General features: G+C 72.6%; 16 protein-coding genes. 8 read left to right on the top strand and 8 right to left on the bottom strand.

Annotated elements, in window-relative coordinates; translation table 11 throughout:
* The 3 genes from AB0447_RS16935 to AB0447_RS16945 all read left to right on the top strand — a co-directional run.
* Window positions 1-345, top strand: a 345-nt coding sequence (locus tag AB0447_RS16935) for a transposase (RefSeq protein ID WP_366477446.1), incomplete at its 5' end; no start/stop codon positions are given.
* 610 nt (window positions 346-955) lie between these two features.
* Entirely contained in the window at window positions 956-2,164 is a 1,209-nt protein-coding gene (locus AB0447_RS16940; protein ID WP_366477447.1) for a hypothetical protein, read from the top strand.
* A gap of 198 nt (window positions 2,165-2,362) precedes the next feature.
* A complete protein-coding gene (locus AB0447_RS16945; RefSeq protein ID WP_366477448.1) occupies window positions 2,363-2,725 on the top strand; it encodes a DUF4180 domain-containing protein in 363 nt (120 codons plus the stop codon).
* Window positions 2,726-2,882: 157 nt separating this feature from the next.
* Here the strand turns inward: AB0447_RS16945 and AB0447_RS16950 are convergent, their stop codons facing one another.
* Window positions 2,883-3,401: a gluconokinase gene (locus tag AB0447_RS16950; RefSeq protein ID WP_366477449.1), complete on the bottom strand. Its 519-nt coding sequence runs from the start codon at window positions 3,399-3,401 to the stop codon at window positions 2,883-2,885.
* 97 nt (window positions 3,402-3,498) lie between these two features.
* Between AB0447_RS16950 and AB0447_RS16955 the strand changes: the two genes are divergently transcribed.
* Window positions 3,499-4,152 (top strand): hypothetical protein, encoded by a 654-nt coding sequence (locus tag AB0447_RS16955; RefSeq protein ID WP_366477450.1) that lies wholly within the window; start codon window positions 3,499-3,501, stop codon window positions 4,150-4,152.
* Window positions 4,153-4,173: 21 nt separating this feature from the next.
* Here AB0447_RS16955 and AB0447_RS16960 read toward each other — a convergent pair whose 3' ends face one another.
* Together AB0447_RS16960 and AB0447_RS16965 are read right to left on the bottom strand one after the other, a co-directional pair.
* Window positions 4,174-4,557: a glyoxalase superfamily protein gene (locus tag AB0447_RS16960; protein ID WP_366477590.1), complete on the bottom strand. Its 384-nt coding sequence runs from the start codon at window positions 4,555-4,557 to the stop codon at window positions 4,174-4,176.
* A 46-nt stretch (window positions 4,558-4,603) separates the two neighbouring features.
* Window positions 4,604-6,496, bottom strand: coding sequence for an ABC transporter ATP-binding protein (locus AB0447_RS16965; protein WP_366477451.1), 1,893 nt, complete (start codon window positions 6,494-6,496; stop codon window positions 4,604-4,606).
* A 199-nt stretch (window positions 6,497-6,695) separates the two neighbouring features.
* On the opposite strand from AB0447_RS16965, the gene AB0447_RS16970 reads away from it, so the two are divergent.
* Window positions 6,696-8,720, top strand: a complete 2,025-nt coding sequence (locus AB0447_RS16970) for an AMP-binding protein (protein WP_366477452.1) — start codon at window positions 6,696-6,698, stop codon at window positions 8,718-8,720.
* Window positions 8,721-8,880: 160 nt separating this feature from the next.
* Here the strand turns inward: AB0447_RS16970 and AB0447_RS16975 are convergent, their stop codons facing one another.
* Together AB0447_RS16975 and AB0447_RS16980 are read right to left on the bottom strand one after the other, a co-directional pair.
* Window positions 8,881-10,740 carry a S41 family peptidase gene (locus AB0447_RS16975; protein WP_366477453.1) on the bottom strand — a complete coding sequence of 620 codons (1,860 nt, stop codon included), beginning with the start codon at window positions 10,738-10,740 and terminating at the stop codon, window positions 8,881-8,883.
* Window positions 10,741-10,915: 175 nt separating this feature from the next.
* Window positions 10,916-12,679, bottom strand: a complete 1,764-nt coding sequence (locus AB0447_RS16980; RefSeq protein WP_366477454.1) for a GNAT family N-acetyltransferase — start codon at window positions 12,677-12,679, stop codon at window positions 10,916-10,918.
* A 94-nt stretch (window positions 12,680-12,773) separates the two neighbouring features.
* Here AB0447_RS16980 and AB0447_RS16985 point away from each other — a divergent pair, with 94 nt between their 5' ends.
* Both AB0447_RS16985 and AB0447_RS16990 read left to right on the top strand, forming a co-directional pair.
* Window positions 12,774-13,196 carry a DUF350 domain-containing protein gene (locus tag AB0447_RS16985; protein WP_366477455.1) on the top strand — a complete coding sequence of 141 codons (423 nt, stop codon included), beginning with the start codon at window positions 12,774-12,776 and terminating at the stop codon, window positions 13,194-13,196.
* A gap of 280 nt (window positions 13,197-13,476) precedes the next feature.
* Window positions 13,477-15,039 (top strand): alpha/beta hydrolase, encoded by a 1,563-nt coding sequence (locus AB0447_RS16990; protein WP_366477456.1) that lies wholly within the window; start codon window positions 13,477-13,479, stop codon window positions 15,037-15,039.
* A gap of 33 nt (window positions 15,040-15,072) precedes the next feature.
* Here AB0447_RS16990 and AB0447_RS16995 read toward each other — a convergent pair whose 3' ends face one another.
* The 3 genes from AB0447_RS16995 to AB0447_RS17005 form a co-directional block, all read right to left on the bottom strand.
* The gene (locus tag AB0447_RS16995; protein ID WP_366477457.1) at window positions 15,073-15,444 is read right to left on the bottom strand and encodes a hypothetical protein; all 372 of its coding nucleotides are present in this window, start codon (window positions 15,442-15,444) and stop codon (window positions 15,073-15,075) included.
* Window positions 15,445-15,722: 278 nt separating this feature from the next.
* Complete coding sequence (locus tag AB0447_RS17000) at window positions 15,723-16,640, bottom strand: MurR/RpiR family transcriptional regulator (protein WP_366477458.1); 918 nt, start codon at window positions 16,638-16,640, stop codon at window positions 15,723-15,725.
* Between the two features lie 90 nt (window positions 16,641-16,730).
* Window positions 16,731-18,128, bottom strand: a complete 1,398-nt coding sequence (locus AB0447_RS17005) for a condensation domain-containing protein (protein ID WP_366477459.1) — start codon at window positions 18,126-18,128, stop codon at window positions 16,731-16,733.
* A gap of 239 nt (window positions 18,129-18,367) precedes the next feature.
* Between AB0447_RS17005 and AB0447_RS17010 the strand changes: the two genes are divergently transcribed.
* Window positions 18,368-19,315 carry an AEC family transporter gene (locus tag AB0447_RS17010; protein ID WP_366477460.1) on the top strand — a complete coding sequence of 316 codons (948 nt, stop codon included), beginning with the start codon at window positions 18,368-18,370 and terminating at the stop codon, window positions 19,313-19,315.
* The last annotated feature ends 15 nt before the right edge of the window (window positions 19,316-19,330 follow it).

The following is a 19,330-nucleotide window of genomic DNA, read 5'->3' on the forward strand; positions in this document are numbered from 1 at the left end:
GTGCTTCTGCGGGTCCGTCTCGCCGGCCGGCGCCCGAAACCCGCTGCCGACGGAACGATCCCGCTGACCTGGCTGATCGCGCAGTGGCCTGAAGGGGAAGCGGAGCCGGTGAAGTACTGGGTCTCGAACCTGCCCGCCAACATCCCGGCGAAGGACCTGGTCAGGCTGGCGAAGTCACGCTGGCGGATCGAACACGACTACCGCGAACTGAAAACGGCACTGGGCCTGGACCACTTCGAGGGACGGTCCTTCACCGGCTGGCACCGACACGTCACCCTCGTCACCGCCGCCCACCTGTTCCTCACCGAACAGCGGAGCAGCCCAAAAGCCCCTGCCAGGGCCTGACCCTCTACCAGGCCCTGGACCTCCTCCAACACCTACTCGCCACCTGGACCGGCACCTGCCCCACCTCCCGGTCCTCTGCGTCCCGACCGACTAGGACTTGCCCGGGCGATCATGGGAGGTCGGACGCTGCCGTGTTTCGCCCTGGTGTTCCATGATTGCCGCCCACCGGCTGCAACCGGGCGAGGCCGGTAAGGTCATTGCCCCGATGGCCCCGAGGAGGCCAGTTGAGACACGGGGGTCATGACACATGCCTACGCCTGAGGACATCTGGGAGGCCGCTGATCTGCCTACGCGTCGGCTCGCCGGGGTGGCTCTGAATCCGTCCTCGCCGGAAGATGTCCTGCTGCGGCTGCTCGCCGACGGTCCGCTGGCCGTACGAATGGTGCTGTGCCGGGACCGGATCCTGCCCGACGCTGTTGTAGACGCCGTGCTCAAGCACCCTGACACCCGCACCCGCAGCTTCTTCGCCCGCAACCCCCATGTCGATCCAGCACAACGGGCACAACTGGTGGACGACCCGGAATGGTTCGTCCGTGCCCACCTTGCCGAGGCTCCCCGCCTGCCTGCCGGGCGTGCGCCCAGGCCGCTACCTGACAAAACTGTCGTGCATATGATCAGTACGTACGACGGCGAGCTGCTGCACGGCACCTTCTACCGGCAGATCTCCACCGGGCTGCGTAGGTCCATGCCCACCCATCCGGTTGCGAAGGTCCGCTGTTGGGGGGTCGGAGAGTGGGGTCTGCTGCCCGCCGGCACACGGGCCGCGCTGCTGGCTGACGCCGACGAGGACGTCAGGGAGCGAGCGCAAAGGCAGGCGCGATACCAGGATTCGGCGTGGGTGGAGCGCGAACTGCCTGACCGGTCGTGCCACGCACGCTGGGACATTCTGATGTACCGGGCCCTCAGCAGAGCTGTCGTGGACACCGTCCTCACCGCTCCGGTGGCCGAGCGAGAGCGGGAGGCGATCGCCGGCAACCCCAGCCTGCACTCCGACGTGGTGGTTCTCCTGTCCACCGATCCGGACCCCGCGGTGCGCGAGGCGATTGCCCACCGCGCGGACCTCGGACCTGCCGAGCGCCGCGCGCTCGCAGCGGACCCCGACCCGAGGGTGCGCGAGAGGATTGCCCGCCGCGCGGACCTCGGACCTGCCGAGCGCCGCGCGCTCGCCGCGGACCCCGACCCGAAGGTCCGGCTGGCTCTATCCGTGCACCCCGAGCTGAGCGAGGAGGAACGGGCCGAGATCGACTACGAGATCCCCACGGACGAATGCTTCTACCTCGAGGCCGAGCCCTCCGTGCCCCGAGACCCCCAGGACGTCCGCCGAGACGCGAGCTCCGCCCACCCGCTGCTGCGCCGGAAGGCGGCCACGGACCGCTCTCTGCCGCCCGACCTCGTAGCGCGCCTGGCCGTCGACGACGATCTCGGCGTACGCGTCCTGCTGGCCCAGCACCATCCGGACGCCCCGGCTTCACTACTGCTGCGCAGCTTCCTGGAGTACAACGGCCACGAGCGTGCGCACCTCACCACCCGGCCGAACTTCCCTACCACCGGCCTGTCCGCCTTCGCCGACCACGACGACCCCGAGGTCCGCGCCTTGGCCGCCCGCGACCCCCAGGCCGCGCCGGCAACCGTAGAACGGCTCACCCGGGACCCGGACCCTGCCGTGCGAGCCGCGCTGGCACGCCACCCGAATCTTCCGCAGCCCCGGCTGACGGAACTCCTCGACGACGAGGAGCTGGCCCACGCGGCCGCGGCGAACCCGGCATTGGATTCCGAGGTGGTTCACCGGCTGGTGGCGATGCGGGGACAGCGGGAGTGACCGCTGCGGCGGAGCCGGGGCTGCGGACGCCTACAGCAACGCCCACCGGCAACCTGGACGGTCGTCCGCACCGTTTGCCGAGGCGTCCCGTTGCCCCTGCCCGTTGTCTCTCCCTCCGGACAGTGGCCGGAGTGGCTGACGCAGTGGCGATCGAAATCGGGTCGACCGCCTCCGCGTGCCGAATTAGGCTCGCCCCCCATGAGCACCCTGCAGACGATCCACGACGTGCCCGTCCTGATGTGCCCCGCCGAAGGCGAGCCCATCGGCGGCGAAGCCGACGCCCTGGACCTCATCGGAAACGCCGGCTACCAGGGTGCCCAATGGGTCGTCATCCCCGCCGAACGGCTCGACGAGACCTTCTTCCGGCTCCGCACCCGCGTCGCCGGCGACATCATCCAGAAGTTCGTCCAATACCGCATGGGGATCGTCGTCCTCGGCGACATCTCCCGCCACACCAGCGCCAGTTCCGCCCTGCAGGACTTCGTCCGTGAGTGCAACCGCGGGCGCCAGACCTGGTTCCTCGCCGACACGGAGGAACTGCAGGAACGACTGAAGGGCTAGGCCCCGGCCCCGGCACCCGGACCGGCCCGCCGCGTTCCCTGTTGCCGGGTGCGGCCCGGCGCTGCCCTAAGGGGTGTCCTGTCGATCAGGCCGGGCTCGCGGCACCTGGCACCGCCAGACGCCGCTCCCTGATCCGGCCTGATCGACAAGACACCCCTTAGCCGGTTCCGCCCCGCCGGGAGCGGAGCGCGGCCAGTGCCCGTTCGGTGATTTCCTCAGGGGTGCCGGCGACGTCCACGGGCACGCCCTGCTCGTCCGGCTCCAGCGGTTCCAGGGTGGCGAACTGCGAGTCCAGCAGGGCGGCCGGCATGAAGTGGCCGGTGCGGGCCGTCATCCGCCGTTCGATCAGGGCGCGTTCGCCGGTGAGGTGGACGAAGACGACGGCGGGGGCGGCCGAGCGGAGCCGGTCGCGGTAGGTCCGCTTCAGCGCCGAGCAGGACACCACCCCGCCGAGCTCCCCGCACCCGCCGGCCCACGCGCCGACGGCGTCCAGCCATGGCCCCCGGTCGGCGTCCTCCAGCGGGATGCCCGAGGACATCTTCGCGATGTTCGCCGGGGGGTGGAAGGCGTCTCCCTCGGCATAGGGGACGCCGAGCGCGGCGGCGAGCAGCAGGCCGACCGTCGTCTTGCCGGTGCCCGCGACGCCCATCACCACCAGGACCGGCTCAGCACTCATGCCGTCACCCAACCCCATCGGAGTGCACCCGTTCAAGCCTCCCCGCTCTGCGTACGTGTTACGTTGAGCGTATTGCATACGCAGAAGGGGAATTCGCATGGTGGACCACTCCGTCATCCGGCGCCTCACCGGCGCCTCCGGCATCGCGGCCGGCGCCCTCGCAGCCGTCAGCGTGCCGCTCTACTTCCTGTACGCCGGCCCGCCGCCCGCCGGGAACGTCCTGACCCGGATCCTGCTCAACCTGCTCACCTGCGGCGCCCTGCTGGTCTTCCTGGCGGGCCTGCGCCAGCTGATCCGTGCCGCAGGAGCCGGCTACGAGTGGCTCGGCGGCCTCGTCTTCGGGGCGGGGACGGCGTACGTGGTCGTCACCCTCGTCGCCGCCTCCCTGGAAGCCGGTGTGGTCCTCGAACACCCCGAGGGCCTGCTCGACCCCACCGTCGACGGACCGATCGCCCACGCGAACATGCTCCTGCACGGCTCCGTGGCGCGGCTGCTGACCGCCATCACGCTCACGGCCGCCGGATACGCGATCCGGCGGAGCGGGGTCCTGCCGCGCTGGACGGCCCGCGCCGCCTACGCCGTCGCCGCGGTCAACCTGGCCTTCGTCCCCTCCCTGTTCTTCGGGACGGACGCGGCCCGCTTCTACAGCGCGGTCGGCTGGGGCAACACCGCCCTGACGGCCGCCCTGGTCGTCTACTGGGCGCTGGCCGTCGGGGTGGTGGCCCTGCGCCGCCCGCAGCCGGCCGGCTGAACCGGAACCGGACGCGGATCCTCAGGACGGGTCCGGCGCGTTGCGCGGGACCGTCTGCTGGACCGCCCAGCGGTTGCCGTCCGGGTCGGCGAAGTAGACGAACGAACCCCACGGCTGGTCGTCGATCCCGCTCACCTCGATGCCCCTGGCGGTCAGATCCGCGTGCGCCGCCTCGATGTCCGCCACCACGACCTGCATGTTGTCCAGCGATCCCGGTGCCATCCGGGTGAGGCCCTTGCCGAGGGCGATCGAGCAGGCCGACCCGGGCGGGGTGAGCTGCACGAAGCGGATCTCGTCGCTCACCCGGTGGTCGTGGTCGGCGTGGAAACCCACCTGTTCGTAGAAGGCCTTGGCCCGGTCGACGTCGGTGACGGGAACGGCGACCAGCTCCAGCTTGATGTCCATCATCTGCTCCTCACGCTGCTCCAGGGCATCCGGCGGCATGCCAGCATCATGCGCCCGACGGCAGCGAGCCGCCCGCTCCGGCCGGATCGAACTGCGTCCGGTACAGCTCCTCGTACCGCCCGCCGGCCGCCAGCAGCTCCGCGTGCGTGCCCCGCTCCACGATCCGCCCGTCCTCCACCACCAGGATCTGGTCGGCCGCCTGTACGGTCGACAGCCGGTGCGCGATCACCACCGCGGTCCGGCCCGCCAGGGCTTCGCCCAGCGCCTCCTGCACCGCCGCCTCGGAGGTGGAGTCGAGGTGGGCGGTCGCCTCGTCCAGGATGACGACCCGCTGCCGGGCCAGCAGCAGCCGGGCGATGGTCAGCCGCTGCCGTTCCCCGCCGGACAGCCGGTACCCGCGCTCGCCCACCACGGTGTCCAGGCCGTCCGGGAGGGAGGCCACCAGCCCGTCCAGCCGGGCCCGGCGAAGGGCCTCCCAGACGTCCTCCTCCGCCGCGTCCGGCCGGGCCAGCAGCAGGTTCGCCCGTACCGACTCGTGGAAGAGGTGCCCGTCCTGGGTCACCATGCCGAGCGTCTCCCGGATCGAGTCGGCGCTGAGGTCCCGTACGTCGATCCCGTTCAGCCGGACCGCCCCGGCGTCCGCGTCGTACAGCCGGGGCAGCAGCTGGGCGATGGTGGACTTGCCGGCGCCGGAGGACCCGACCAGGGCGATCATCTGCCCGGGTTCGGCGCGGAACGACACCTGGTGCAGGACCGGGGTGCCCCCGCGGGAGTCCAGCGTCGCCACCTCCTCCAGGGAGGCCAGCGACACCTTGTCGGCCGAGGGGTAGCCGAAGGACACTCCGTCGAACTCCACCGACACCGGCCCCTCCGGCACCCGGCGGGCGTCCGGCCGCTCCGCGATCAGCGGCTTCAGGTCGAGGATCTCGAATACCCGCTCGAAGCTGACCAGCGCGCTCATCACCTCCACCCGCGCCCCCGCCAGCGCGGTCAGCGGGGCGTACAGCCGGGTCAGCAGCAGGGACAGGGCGACCACCGAGCCGGCGTCCAGGCTGCCGCGCAGTGCGTAGTACCCGCCCAGCCCGTACACCAGGGCCAGCGCCAGCGCCGACACCAGGGTGAGCGCGGTGATGAACACCGACTGGGCCATGGCCGTACGGATCCCGATGTCCCGCACCCGGGCGGCCCGGGCGGCGAACTCCGCCGACTCGTCAGCCGGCCGTCCGAACAGCTTGACCAGGGTCGCGCCGGGCGCCGAGAACCGTTCCGTCATCTGCGTGCCCATCGCCGCGTTCAGCTGCGCGGCCTCCCGCTGCATCCGTGCCATCCGGGTGCCCATCCGGCGGGCCGGCAGCACGAACACCGGCAGCAGCACCAGCGCCAGCAGCGTGATCTGCCAGGAGATGCTCAGCATCACGGTCAAGGTCAGCAGCAGGGTCACCGAGTTGGCGACCACCCCGGACAGGGTGTTGCTGAACGCCCGCTGGGCGCCGATGACGTCGTTGTTGAGCCGGCTGACCAGAGCGCCCGTCCGGGTGCGGGTGAAGAAGGCCACCGGCATCCGCTGCACATGGTCGAACACCGCCGTCCGCAGGTCCAGGATCAGACCCTCGCCGAGCGTGGCCGACAGCTTCCGGGTGAGCAGCCCCAGCCCCGCCTCGGCCACCGCGATCACCGCGATCAGCAGCGCCAGCCGGGAGACCTGACCAGTGCTGCCGCCGTCGACGATGGCGTCCACGACCCGGGCGGCGAGCACCGGAGTGGCCACCGCCAGCAGCGCGGTGACCACGCTCAGCAGCAGGAACAACAGCAGGCCGCGCCGGTGGGGGCGGGCGAAGGAGGCGACCCGGCGCAGCACCGCGCGGGAGAACGGCCGGCGGTCGGACTGCGCGTTGATGGCGCTGTGCAGCGAGGTCCAGGCGGTGACTTCCATATCCATGCCCCGACGCTAGAACCTCGACCAAGCTTGAGGTCAAGGAAACGACCGAAGGGCCCCGAAGGAGCTGCCCGGAGGGGCCGCCGAAAGGAGCCGCGGGCAGGAGCCGCCGGGAGGCGCCGAAGAAGCGGGCGCCGATGCCAACTCCCGTACCCGCCAGGGATTCTCGTCCCCTGTCGGCGGCCGGTGGCATCATCGGCACATGACGCAGGAACCCGAATCCTCCCGATCCGGTCCGCGCACCACCGACACCGTCACCCGCCGCTTCGAGCAGTGGGCCCGGGACACCCCCGACGCCCCGGCCGTCGTCTCCGGCCGGCAGACTCTGGGCTACGGGGAACTCGACGAGCGGGCCAACCGGTTGGCCCGCCACCTGCTCGCCGCCGGGCTGCCGCCGGGAGCCACCGCCGCGGTGGCCGTCCCCGATCCGGCCGACACCCTCGTCGCCGTCCTCGCCGTGCTCAAGGCGGGCGGAGCCTACGCCCTCCTCGACCCCGAAGACCGGCTGGCCGCCCTCCGACAACTCGGCACGATACGGCCGTACGTCCTCCTCACCCTCGCCCGGTACCGGCCCCGGCTGGACTCGGGCAGCAGCAGCCACCGGGTGATCGGCCTCGACGCAGAGGCCGCCGGCATCGCCGCCCACGACGCCGGAGCGCCCCGGACCGCCCCGGGCGACACCGCCGCCGTCCTGTTCACCGGGGGAACGGAACCCCGGCCCGTCCGGACCGGCCACGCCCGGCTGCTCGCCGCTCACGACGCCTGGGCGGAAACCGCCCGGTTCGGCCCCGACGACCGCCACCTGATCACCGCCCGCCCCGATGTCCCCGCCTTCGCGGCCGGCTGGACCCGGGCCCTGTGCTCCGGCGGTGCCCTGATCGCCGCCGGAGCCGCCGGAGCCGCCGGAACCGGGGCCGCGGCCGGCGGGGCGGCGGCCGGCGGGGCCGCCGGTGCGGAGCGGGCGGCGAGCGCCGGCCTCCGCCGGCTGATCGACGCCGAGGCGGTCTCCGTACTCCACACCGATCCGGCCGCACTCGCCGGCCTCCTCGCCCCGCTCGGCGACGGGCCCGCCGCGCCCGCGGAGCTGAACGCCCTCCGCCTGATCACCGTCACCGGCGACCGCCTCTATGCGGGCGACCAGGCCGTACTGCACGGCCGGCTGCGGCCGGGCGTGCGGCTCCTCAACGTGTACGGCACCGCCGAGACCGCCGGCACCGGCACCTGGTTCGAACTGCCGCAGCTGTCCCGCCCCCTCGACGACCCGGACCGCCGGACCCTCCTCGGCATCCCCTTCCCCGGCTGCCGGGTCGACCTCCGCGACGGCGAGATCCTCCTCACCCCGCCCGACGGCGGGGATGCCGTCCCCACCGGCGACCTGGGCCTGCTCCGCGCCGACGGCCTGCTGGAGTTCGCCGGCCGGGCCCGGGACCGGATCACCGCAGGCCGCCGCACGGTGGACCCGTACCGGATCGAATCCGCCATCCGGCAGCATCCGGCCGTCGGCGGTGCCCTCGTCCGCAGCGTGTCCGACGGCCCGCTGCAGCAACGCCTCGTCGCGTACCTCGCCCCGGCCGCCCGCCCGGCCGCAGCGATCCCGGCCCCCCGCCTGCCGGACGCCGCCACCCTGCGGGCCCACCTCAGCGGCAGCCTGCCCGCCGAGGAGATCCCCGTGACGGTGGTCCGGCTGCCCGCCCTGCCGCGCAACCGGGCCGGCCAGGAGGACCGTACGGCCCTTCCGCTGCCCCCGAAACCCGCCGCCGTACGGAGCGGCAGCGGCAAGTACGGTGCCCTGCGCGGGGACGGCGCCCCGGCCGCCATGCCGGCCGGCTGCGCCACGGTCCTGCTGGCCGTCCTCGCCTTCTTCCTCACCGATGCCATCTGGCCGGGCTCCACCGAACTGGCCGGCGTCCCCGGCCCCTGGGCCGCGCTCTTCTTCGTCCTCCACCTCTTCGAATGCCTGGCTTTCGCGGCCGGCGTGGTCTTCCTCTTCGCCGGCCGCGACCGCATGCTGCGCACCGGCCGCCCCCGGGCCCTCGCCACGGCCGCCCACCTGGCCGTCGTCTACCTGCTGGTCGCCTGGTGGCCCCAGGACAACTTCTACCGGCTGGCGGCCAAGACGGACTGGCCCCGGCAGGCCGCCCTCGTCTACACCTTCAACATCCCGCTGATGCTCGCGGCGGCCATCGTCGCCCTCTACCTGACCCGCAAACCCGCCGACCGCCAATAGGGCGTCCAGGGCGTCCAGGGCGTGCAGTGCGTCCGGAGCCGCCCGGCCGAGCGGCGCGGCCGAGCCACCAGGCCGGCCCGCTCGGCCGAGTCACCCGCCCGCCCGACCCGCCCGCCCCGCCCGCCCGGTCCGCCCAGCCCGGTCCGCCCGGCCGGCCCGCTCAGCCGAGCCGCTTCCGGCAGCTCGCGACGAGCTCGCGGTTCGCGAACCCGTCCACCCGCACCGCCTCGGCCGCGCTCGCGTCGTCCACCGTGACGTCGACCTGGCCGTCGGCGACGTCCACTGACTCCCGCGGCCGTTCGTCGAGGTAGACGTCCACCCGGTCCACGTTGGCCGTCTTCAGCTTGAGCCGCAGGGAGCCGTCGGTACGCGAGGCGTCCGTGATCGTGAGGGTGCGCGGGGGCCGGGTCCGCAGCAGTTCGCCCGCCCGGGCCAGCAGGTCGACGTTGTCCTCCAGCAGGTCCCGGCGGGTCATCCGGTGGCGTACGTCGGCGAGGACGCCCAGGTCCTCCACGGGCGTTCCCGACAGAGCACCGACGCGGAGCGTGCGGCGGATCGAGACGCGCATGCCCGCTCCCTTGGGCAGCTCGGCATAGGGCACGCCGGCCTCCCCCTCCAGGAGGGCGCTGAGCAGGCCGTGGGTCCAGACGTTGGCGCCGCCGGCCCCGGTGTTGTCGTCGGTCCCGAGGACCGTCCCGATCCGGTGGTCCTGGAAGCCCGCGGCGAAGATGTCGGTGGCCGAGTAGCAGCGTGCGTTGGTGATGAGGACGACGGGGCCGAAGTAGGTCTGGCCGATGCTGTTGGCGCCGTCCTCGGGCGTGATGGGGAAGGCGTTGGAGAAGGTCGCGCCGATCTCGACGGCCTGTTCCATCGAGGGCACCCAGGTACCGAGGTCGATCTCCGGGTTGTGCTCGTGCTTGCGGCAGATGCGCAGGTTGAGCGGGGTGTTGAGGAACTGCACCGGCTCGGGGGTGATCCGGCGCGGGGTCAGTACCTGGAGCGCGAACTCGGCCGCGTGGATGTGGCCGCCGCCGTTGTCGCGCACGTCCACGATCAGCCCGTTCTGGGGCAGGGCGCTGATCAGCCGGATGAACTCGGCGACGAACCTCCCGGGATCCGGGACGGCGAAGGTGAAGATGCGGATGTGGCCGAAGGTGCCGGAGGGAGTACGGACCTCGCGCGCCCGGAAGACCGTCGGCATCGAGGTGGGGACCTCCCCTGCGGAGACGGGGATCTCTTCCCCTGCCGCGGCGGCCCGCTCCTGCTCGACGACACGCGGGGCGAACAGCTTCACCTTGGCCCGCCCGGTCTCGTCCGCGTCGAGGTCCAGGCCCTGGCTCAGGGCGGCTTCGCTGACGACGTCCGCGTCGACCAGTGGCGGCAGGCTCTCGTCGACCTGCCAGTTCACCCGCAGCTCCTGCCGGTTGCCGTCGGCGTCCAGGTAGCTGACGGCCACCCACTCCTCGAACGGCGGCAGGTGCATCCGCAGCGGACGGACCGTGAGGGACTGCACGCCGCGGCTGCGCCGGGCGGCCGCGTTGCTGCCGGCGAAGCGGGCGGCGTGCAGGTCGACGGCCGTGGCGATGGGGGTGCCGCTCCAGTGCGTGACCTCCGCACCGGGCCGGAACCTGGGGTCGTCGACCGGGAACTGCTCGGCGACGTGGGTCACCAGGAAGTGCGGGCCCCGCTCGTCGGCGTACTCCTCGATCAGGAACGGGAGGAACGCGATCCGGCCCGCGAAGGGGGCGGGAAGCAGGTAGTTGGTGTGCAGGTCCCGGACCGAGTGGAAGATCTCCGACAGTTCGGCGTGGAACAGCCATTCCTCGGGCATGGTGTCCGCGGTCTGCCGCTCCAGCCGCCGGCGCAGGACGCGCAGGCGCTGCACCGGATTCACGGCGTGCATGGCCGTCTTGAGCGGCAGGTGGACGTAGTTCTGCTCGAACAGGACCAGCGCCTGGTCGACGAGGAGCCGGCGTTCGTCCAGGGTCAGGGTGCCGGCTTCGTGCAGGTCGTTCGGCATGGTGCCTCCTAGGCGTTGCAGCTCGGTCTGCGCCGTTGGTCACGCTTCACCACGGGATGCAATCGCACGGCGGTGCACGGAGCGCACAGGCTCGCGGAACCCCCGGTGGCGCGCCGCGCGCCAATGCGCCCCCGCACGCCCCGTGCGCCCCTGTGGAGCTCGCGGCGCCACCTGCCTAGGCGCTGTCCGCAGGGTGGAACATCTCGCCGAGGCGCCGTGCCTCCTCCCGGACCAGGGACTCCGCCGCGTCCACCGCCGCCACCGAATGCGCGCCCAGCAGCACCCCCAGGAACGGGGCCGGATCGAAGGCGGCGGTCGGGATGGCCGGGAGGAAGACCGCGTCGAAGGCGGTGCAGGACCGGGACAGGTGCTGCAGGAACTCGGTCAGCGCCGGCCCGGGGAGGCGGGCCCCGAGCTCCACCCGGTCCACCATCCGTACGACGTGCCGGCCGCCGCGCACCTCGTCCAGCCGGGCCGCCACCATGAAGGCGATCGACGGGCCGGTCAGCCGCAGGTTGGTCTCGGTCGGCGCCGGCCGGCCCCGCGCGTCCAGCACGAAGTCCACGTCGAACCAGCCCCGGTACCCGGAGTCCGCCAGTTCCGCCCCCACCGCCCGCCCGAACCCGAGCAGCGGGCCCTCGGCGGCCCCGGGCACCACCCCGGGGCCCACCGTCGCCCCCGCGTACCCGGTGCCGGCCACCTCCATCACCGCGGCGCCCGCCTCCCACACCCGGCCGGACCCGTCCACGAACCCGTCGTACGTCAGGTCCCGCACCGCCCCGGCTCCGGCACCTCCCCCCACGTACTCCTCGACCAGCAGCGGCCCGCGCGGCAGCCGACGCAGCACCGCCCGCGCCCCGCCCGCCTCCCGGACCTCCCGGGCCGTCACCACCGTGGTCCCGGAGCCGCCCACCCCGTGCTCCGACTTCAGCACCGTGGTCCGCCCGGCCCGCGCCCGGTCCGCCAGCAGCCGCGCCGCCGCCCGCCGGGTCCCGGCGTACGCCTGGTCGGGCACCACGATCCCGGGGTGCCGGCCGGTCCCGGCCAGGCGGCGGAACAGCCGGTGCGAGGCCGCCTTGGACTCGTAGCGCAGCGCGTCCGCCGGCAGTGGCCGCCCGGACAGCCGGCCGAACGCCTCGGTCTGCCCCCACGGTATGAGCGGCAGCCCGAGCGCGTGCAGCCGCCCGGCCAGCGACGGGCGGGCCAGCACGGCCGCCGACAGCCCCGGCCCGCTGCCGGCCACCCCGTCGTACAGCTCCACCGGCTCCCACCCCAACTGCCGGGTGAGCAGCTCCAGCCAGCCCGCCGGGGCCGGCCGGGGCAGCACCAGGGCGGCCGGCTGCGGGCTGTAGAAGGCGGCCAGCGAGGCGTAGTGGTGCGCCGGGCCCTGCAACCGGTCCAGTGAGGCGTCGCGGAACTGCGCGTTGAACTCGGCGACATTGCCCAGGTGCACGGCCGGCCGGCCGCCGGTCCATGCCGCCACCCACGGGGCCGGCGGGGGCAACTCCACCGAAAACCGGACCAGTCCCTCCGGCGCCGGCTGCCCTGTGCGGACGGCGCCCATGGCCCGGTAGAAGCCCGCCGCTTGCGGGTCCGCATCGATCACCAGCCGCGGACTGCCCAGCTCCCGGGCCCGCCGCACGGCGTTCCGGTACAGCTCCCGCCCCACCCCGCGCCCCATGGCGTCCGGTTCCACGAACAGCAGCCCGAGCACGGCCCCGTCCGGCCCGTCCTCCAGCGAGGCCACACCCAGCACCGTCCCGTCCGCGTCCTCCGCGACCGCGACCCGCCGGTGTGCGATGTCCTCGGGGCGGATCCGCAGGTCCGCGGCGCAGGCGGCCAGGAACGCGGCGTCGTAACCCCAGTGCGCCTTGGAACGCAGCACCAGCTCGGTCAGTGCGGCGGCCTCCGCCGTCCGCGCCGCCCGGATCCGCAGCATGCACCCTCCCCGGCCGTCGGCTTTCCGCCATCCGTGCGATAGATTCAGCTTCCCATCGACACCCGCCCATCCACATCCGGAGACAGGCTTCTCAATGAGCGACATCATCAACGGACTTGGCCGCACCTCTGCCTACGGTGCCCTCGGCCTGGTGCTGCTGATCCTCGGCATCGTCCTGGTGGACGTGCTGACGCCCGGGAAGCTCGGCCGGCAGATCTGGGAAGACCGCAACCGGAATGCGGCAATCATGCTGAGTTCGGCCCTGCTCGGGATCGGCGGCATCGTCTTCACCTCCATCTGGACCACCTACGACGACTTCGGCAAGGGCCTGGCCGCCACGGCCTCCTTCGGCGTCCTCGGCCTGGTGCTGATGGCCGTGGCCTTCCTCGTCGTGGACCTGGTGACGCCGGGCAAGCTCGGCGCCATAGTGGTCGACCCGCACCCGCACCCGGCGGTCTGGGTGACTGCCTCCTGCAACCTCGCGGTCGCCGCGATCGTCTCGGCCTCCATCGCCTGACGCCGCCACCGCACCGCGACACACCCCCGGATCCGCAGCGCGGACCCGGGGGTTTCGTTCGTGCCGGCCCGGGTGTCCTACCCAGGTAGGGGGTGGCGGAGCCGGCCGCGGCAAGGGGGCTGCGCCGGCCGGCACAAGGGCAATGGCGTGTCGGCCAGTTGTCCTAATTTGGGCTCGGTCGTGAGGAGTATGCGGATCGAACCTCCGGAATGATTCGCTCTGCGGTCGGATGCAACAGGGTGAGGCGCGTACCCAACTCCAAGGAAAGGACGGGCTCTTCGTGCGCCTCAAACGCCTCGGAACCCTGCTGGCCGCAGCCGGTCTCGCCGTGACGGCCGTTCCGCTGCTGTCCGCGACCCAGGCCGCCGCGGACCCGGCGGACGCATACCTCCCGCACCGGCCCGCCTGGCACCGCTGCAGCCCGGACCAGCCGGCCGCCTTCGAGTGCGCGACCCTCAAGGTCCCGCTCGACTACCGCCGCCCGCACGGTCGCACCATCGACCTTGCCGTGTCCCGGATGAAGAGCCAGAACCCGGCCGAGCGGCGCGGGGTGCTGCTGCTCAATCCGGGCGGACCGGGCGGGGCGGGACTCGACCTGCCCCTCGAGGTGCACGGGGCGATGCCCAAGGAGGTGCGCGACCGGTACGACCTCATCGGCTTCGACCCGCGCGGGGTGGGCGCCAGCAGCCCGATCGGCTGCGGGATGACCGAGGCCGAGCAGAACATCCACCGGCCGTACCGGCCGGAGACGTTCCGGTCCGACGCGGCGTGGGCGCGGACGGTCGCGGACAAGTGCCGCAAGAGCGCCGGTTCGGTGCTGCCGTACATCACCACCCGCAACACCGCGCGGGACATGGACGCGATCCGTGCGGCGCTCGGCGAGCGGAAGATCTCCTACCTGGGCTACTCCTACGGCACCTACCTCGGCGCGGTCTACACGCAGATGTTCCCGCACCGGACCGACCGGTTCGTGCTGGACAGCGGTGTGGACCCGCAGCGGATCTGGCGCGGCATGATCCAGGTGTGGGCCACGGAGGCCGAGCCCGCCTTCGCCCGGTGGACCCGGTGGACGGCCGAGCGCGACGGGGAGTACCACCTCGGCGCCACCCCGCAGGCCGTGTCCAAGACCTTCTGGGACCTGGTGGCCCGCGCCGACCGGGAGCCGATCGACTACGAGGGGATGAAGCTCACCGGCGACGACATCCGGGCCGGCCGCGGCATCTTCTTCTACCCGTCGCAGGCCGCTCCGGTGATTGCCGCGCTGAAGGCCGCCGCCGAGGGGAAGCCGGCCGGTCTGCGACTGCCGGACCTGATGCGGCGGATGACCGCCCCCGAGCGGCCCTCCGACAACGGGACGGCCGTCTTCTGGTCCGTGGTGTGCGGAGACACCGACAGCTGGCCGCGCGATCCGGGCCGGTACCGGAAGGAGGCGGCCCGGGACAAGGCCGCCTACCCGCTGTACGGGGACTTCGCCTCCAACATCAAGCCCTGCGCCTTCTGGCAGCGGCCGCTGGAGGCGGAGACGCCGATGAAGACCGCGGCCCCGGTGCTCACCGTGCAGAACGAGTGGGACTCGCAGACCCCGCTGACCAGCGGCCAGGGCCTGCACCGCGCGCTCAAGGGTTCGCGGATGGTGCTGGCGGCCGGCGGTGAGGGCCACGGCGTCTACCTCGCCGACCCTGCCTCCTGTGTGAACGCCCCTGTGAACACCTACCTGGTCACCGGCCGGCTGCCCGCGAAGGACGTGACCTGCCGGACCGCGCCGGGCGGTGCGGACCGGCGCGAGCCGCTCGTCCGGCCCGAGCCGCAACGCTTCCCGATGGCCGGATCCAACCGGTTCTGACCGTAAGACCCCCGGACGGCGAGGCGCGGCGCCCTAGCGGAGGAGCGCCTCGCTGACCAGCCGTATGCCGCGGGCCAGCCGTCCCAGCTGCTCCAGCTCCACCGCGTACATCCGGATCGAGTTCTCGATCACGGACTCGGCCACACCGAGCGCGGGCAGCTCCTGGCGGCTGGTGTGCAGGGCCACGCGGACCGCGCGGATCTCGTGCTGCACCTGGAGCTGGGCGTGGCGGGCGAGCAGCATGGGGTGGCGGGTGAGCGTGGAGTACCCGGCGTAGCGGGCCGGCAGCAGGTCCCGCAGCCAGCGGGCGGCCGTGCGCTCCCAGTCGTGCGTTCCGGGGGCCTTGACCTGACAGGGCCAGTCGGGGCTGAGGGAGGTGCGTACCATCTGGGCGGTCGTGGGCATTCTCGTCGCTTCCGAAGGGGTGTCGAACGGTGATCGAGAGGGGGTGGCGGCCTCGGCCCAGGGGTTGACCGAGGCCGCCGGGTGCGCCGTGCGGGATGTGAGGGCCCGTCCGACGCGGGGTCCGGCCGACGTGAGGAGGAGGAACGCCGGCCTGGGTGGTTCGCGTGGCCTGAAGTAAACATATATACCGTCGAGTAGGCAAGGGTATGAAAAATTTCATGCCGCACCAGGGCTGAAAATCCCCAGGTCGGAGAGGGGAGGAGCCGGACGAAGCCGCCCTACAGGAAGAAACCGTGCTGCTCGGCGACCTGCTCGTAGCCTTCGAGCCGCGCCTGCGTCCGCTCCGGGTCCGCGTCCGCCATCGCCTGGAGCACGGCCGCGGACAGGATGCCCGGCGCCGCGTACGAGTCGAAGACCAGCCGGGCCCCGGTCCCCGCGGTCAGGGCCACGTCCGCCTCCTCCACCAGCGGCCCCAGCGTGAGGTCGGTGATCAGCGCGACCCGCAGCCCGGCGCTGCGCGCCGCCTGCAGCGCCGAGAGGGTCTCCTTGGCGTGCCGCGGCATGGCGAAGGCCAGCACCCAGGTCCCGCCTGCCGCCCGGGACTGCATCAGCGCGTCGTAGGCGACGCTGCCGCCCTCGGTGATCAGCCGGACATCGGGGTGGATGCGGCGGGCGGCATAGGCGAAGTAGTGGGCCAGCGAGACCGAGATCCGCAGGCCGAGCACGGTCAACGGCACCGACCGGGCCAGCTCCCGCCCGAGGTCGAGCACCTGGTCGGTGTCCGCGAGCAGCCGCCGGACGTTCTCCAGGTTCGCGATCTCGGCGTCCACGGCCGCCTGGAGCTCGTTGCGGCGGATCTCCCTGCTGCTCTCCGGCGACCCGGCCACCGCGCTCAGCGCGATCGGCTGGAGCATGTCCCGCAGCGCCGGGTAGCCGCTGAAACCGAGGGCGGTGGCGAACCGCGTCACGGACGGCTGGCTCACCCCGACCCGCTCGGCGAGTTCCGTGATCGACAGGAAGGCGGCCTCGGTCAGGTGGTCGATGAGGTACTGCGCGATGCGGCGCTGGCCGGGGGAGAGGCGGTGCCCGTTGAACAGGGCGCGCACCCGGTCCGCCGGGGCACGCTCGTGCTCCGGCGCCTGGCCGCTGGATTTGATCGCGGCGGCCTGCGCCCGTGCCCGCTGCCCCGATGGCACCTCGTGCCTCCTTCTCCCGCCGCTCCCGTCCAACATAGCTCACGCCCGGCCCTTGACGATCTTTATGCGCTTTTACGCGCCCTCACGCGTTCAGGCGCGCACGGCCGACTCCTTCCGGGCCACCGCCACGATGAGCTCCCGCAGTCCCTCGACGTACAACCGCAGGTTCTTGTACGCGATGTCGGTGTCCGGGTAGCGGCCGGCGAACTGCAGCCCCTCGTGCAGCCGGGTGGTCCACGCGCACACCTGGTCGCCGTACGACACCCGGATCAGCCCGTACGCATTCAGGTCCTGCCACCGCTCCGAGCCCACGACCGCGCGCGTGTCGACGAAGGAGACGATCGAGTACAGATCGGGAGAAGTGGGCCGGAAGTCCGAGCCCAGCAGCCGGAGCACACGGGCGATGGGCATCCGGGCCAGCGCCCGGTTCTCCCGCAGGGCGGCCCGGACCATCCCCAGCGCGCCGTCGAAATCCGCTGCCTGCGCCACCGGAATCTCGATCGGCGCACCGCCCACGTACCAGCCCACCGAGTCCGACCACTGGGACTTCGCCCGGGTGTGCAGCGGTACGACGGTGCGGTACACCTCGTGCCCGCCGATCTCGCGGAGCACGAGGGCGCTGGCCGCGAGGATCCCGACCAGGCTTCCGCCGTACGGGCGGCAGTACGCCTCGAACGCCGCCGCGTCCGCGTCGTCCACGAGCATCTCGTGCATGAGCTTCTGCTGGGGCAGCGGCCCTCCGGCCTCGAGACCGAGGTCGACGGGGAAGCCGGGCAGCTTCCCGTCGCACCGGCCGATGAACTCCCGCCAGCGGGCGACGATCGCGTGCGTCGCGTCGATCCGGTCGGCGTCGGTGCGCTCGCTCGCGCAGAAGTCGACGTAGCTGGCGGCCGGTGGCGCATCCACGGTGCGGCCCTCCAGGCCCGCCTCGTACAGCTCGTGCACCTCGGCGGCGATGCGGTAGATCGAGTAGGCGTCGGCGTTGCTGTGGTCGAACGCCATGTAGATGCTCGTGCCGTCCTCCCTGACCACCGCGGTGTAGATGTAGTTCGGCCAGGTGAGGGCGTTGGCCGCGCCGTCGAATCGGTCCTGCAGGTAGCGGGTCAGCGTCGCCGCGTCGGAGAAGCTGCCGACGTCCTGGCGGTGCAGCACGACGTCGTCGGCGTCCAGGGTGAAGCGCCGCATCTCGTCGCCGACCCAGCGGAAGCCGCTGCGGAGCGTCTCGTGCCGGAGGGTCCAGGCCCGCAGCGCCTCGTGGAGGACGTCGAGATCGACCTGCCCGGGCATGTCGAAGGCCGTGCCGATCCAGGTCGGTACGAACAGGCCGTCCTCGTGCACCGACCGCGCCGTGCGGACGTGGGACTCCTGGACGTACGCGGGCGGGCGGGAATCCTCCGACAGGCCGGTCGCCGCCGCGACGGTCGTCGGATGCAGCGTCCATTCCACAAGACGTCCGGGCCGGATCTCGCAACGCTGGATGTCGGTCATTCGCACGGGGCTCTCCGTTCGCCTGCCCTCGGAAGTCAGGGCGCACCCGGGCCAACGATCCGGATGATCCGAAAGAAACGCCTCAGCCGCGGTCGCCGGGCGGGACCGGCCCCGCCTCGTACGCGAAGATCACCGCCTGGGTCCGCTCTTCGTGATCCCGACGCGTAGTCTCCAGGCCGCGGCAGAACAGGGACAGCGGGACGCGGACAGCGGGACGCGGGACGGCGGGGGCTCGAGCGGTGGGAACGGCAGCAACACTGGAGAAACTCATACCCGTGGTCCTGGCCTTCGGTGGGGGAGTGCTCCTCGCCCGGCGCAAAGTGGTGCCCGCCGACACCTCCAAGGCCTTCGCCGACTACGCCTTCCTGTTCGCCGTCCCCTGCTACCTGTTCGGCAACATCTACGCGAGCGACCTCGGCGCCCTGTTCCAGTGGCGGGCGATCCTCGGCTACGCGGCCGCCGCCGGACTCGCGGTCCTGGCGGTGGGCCTGGTCGCACGGCTCTACGGCGGCCGCGGACCGCGCGGGGCGGCCCTGCGGATCATGGCCTCCGTGCAGGTCAACACCGCGTACTTCGCCGTACCGGTGTTCATCACGGTGTTCGGGACCGCGGCACCGGTGTTCCCGGTCCTGCTGTTCCAGGTCTGCGTACTCTCCATGATCGTCATCACGGTGATGGAGCTGGGCCGTACGGCCGGCCCGGCCGGCCGCCACCCGCTCCGCGCCGTCGGCGCCTCCCTCGCCACCCCCCTGGTCCTCGCCTGCAACGCGGGCATCCTGCTCAACCTGCTGTCCGTCCCGGTGCCGGACGTGCTCCTCGACGGCTTCGCCTTCGTCGGCGACAGCGCCTCCCCGGTCGCGCTGTTCGCCCTCGGCCTCCACCTGGGCGGCCTCGGGCTGAACCTGCGCGGCACCACGGCCGAGGAAGCCGCGATCATCGCCTTCAAATGCCTGGCCTTCCCCCTGCTCACCTGGGCGGTCTGCGGGGCGGTGTTCGGGGTGACCGGCGACTGGCTGGCCTACCTGGTCCTGATCGCGGCCATGCCCACCCCGCAGAACCTGTTCATCTTCGCCCAGCGCTACGACATCGACGTCGACCTGTCCGCCGCCCTGGTCATCAAGACGTCGGTGGCCGCCCTGCTCCTGCTGCCGCTCTGGCTCCAGTGGGCGGCCCTCGTCCGGCAGTGATCGACCGGACGCGGG

Origin of the sequence: Streptomyces sp. NPDC051211 (assembly GCF_040689505.1) — a bacterium.
GTDB lineage: Bacteria > Actinomycetota > Actinomycetes > Streptomycetales > Streptomycetaceae > Streptomyces.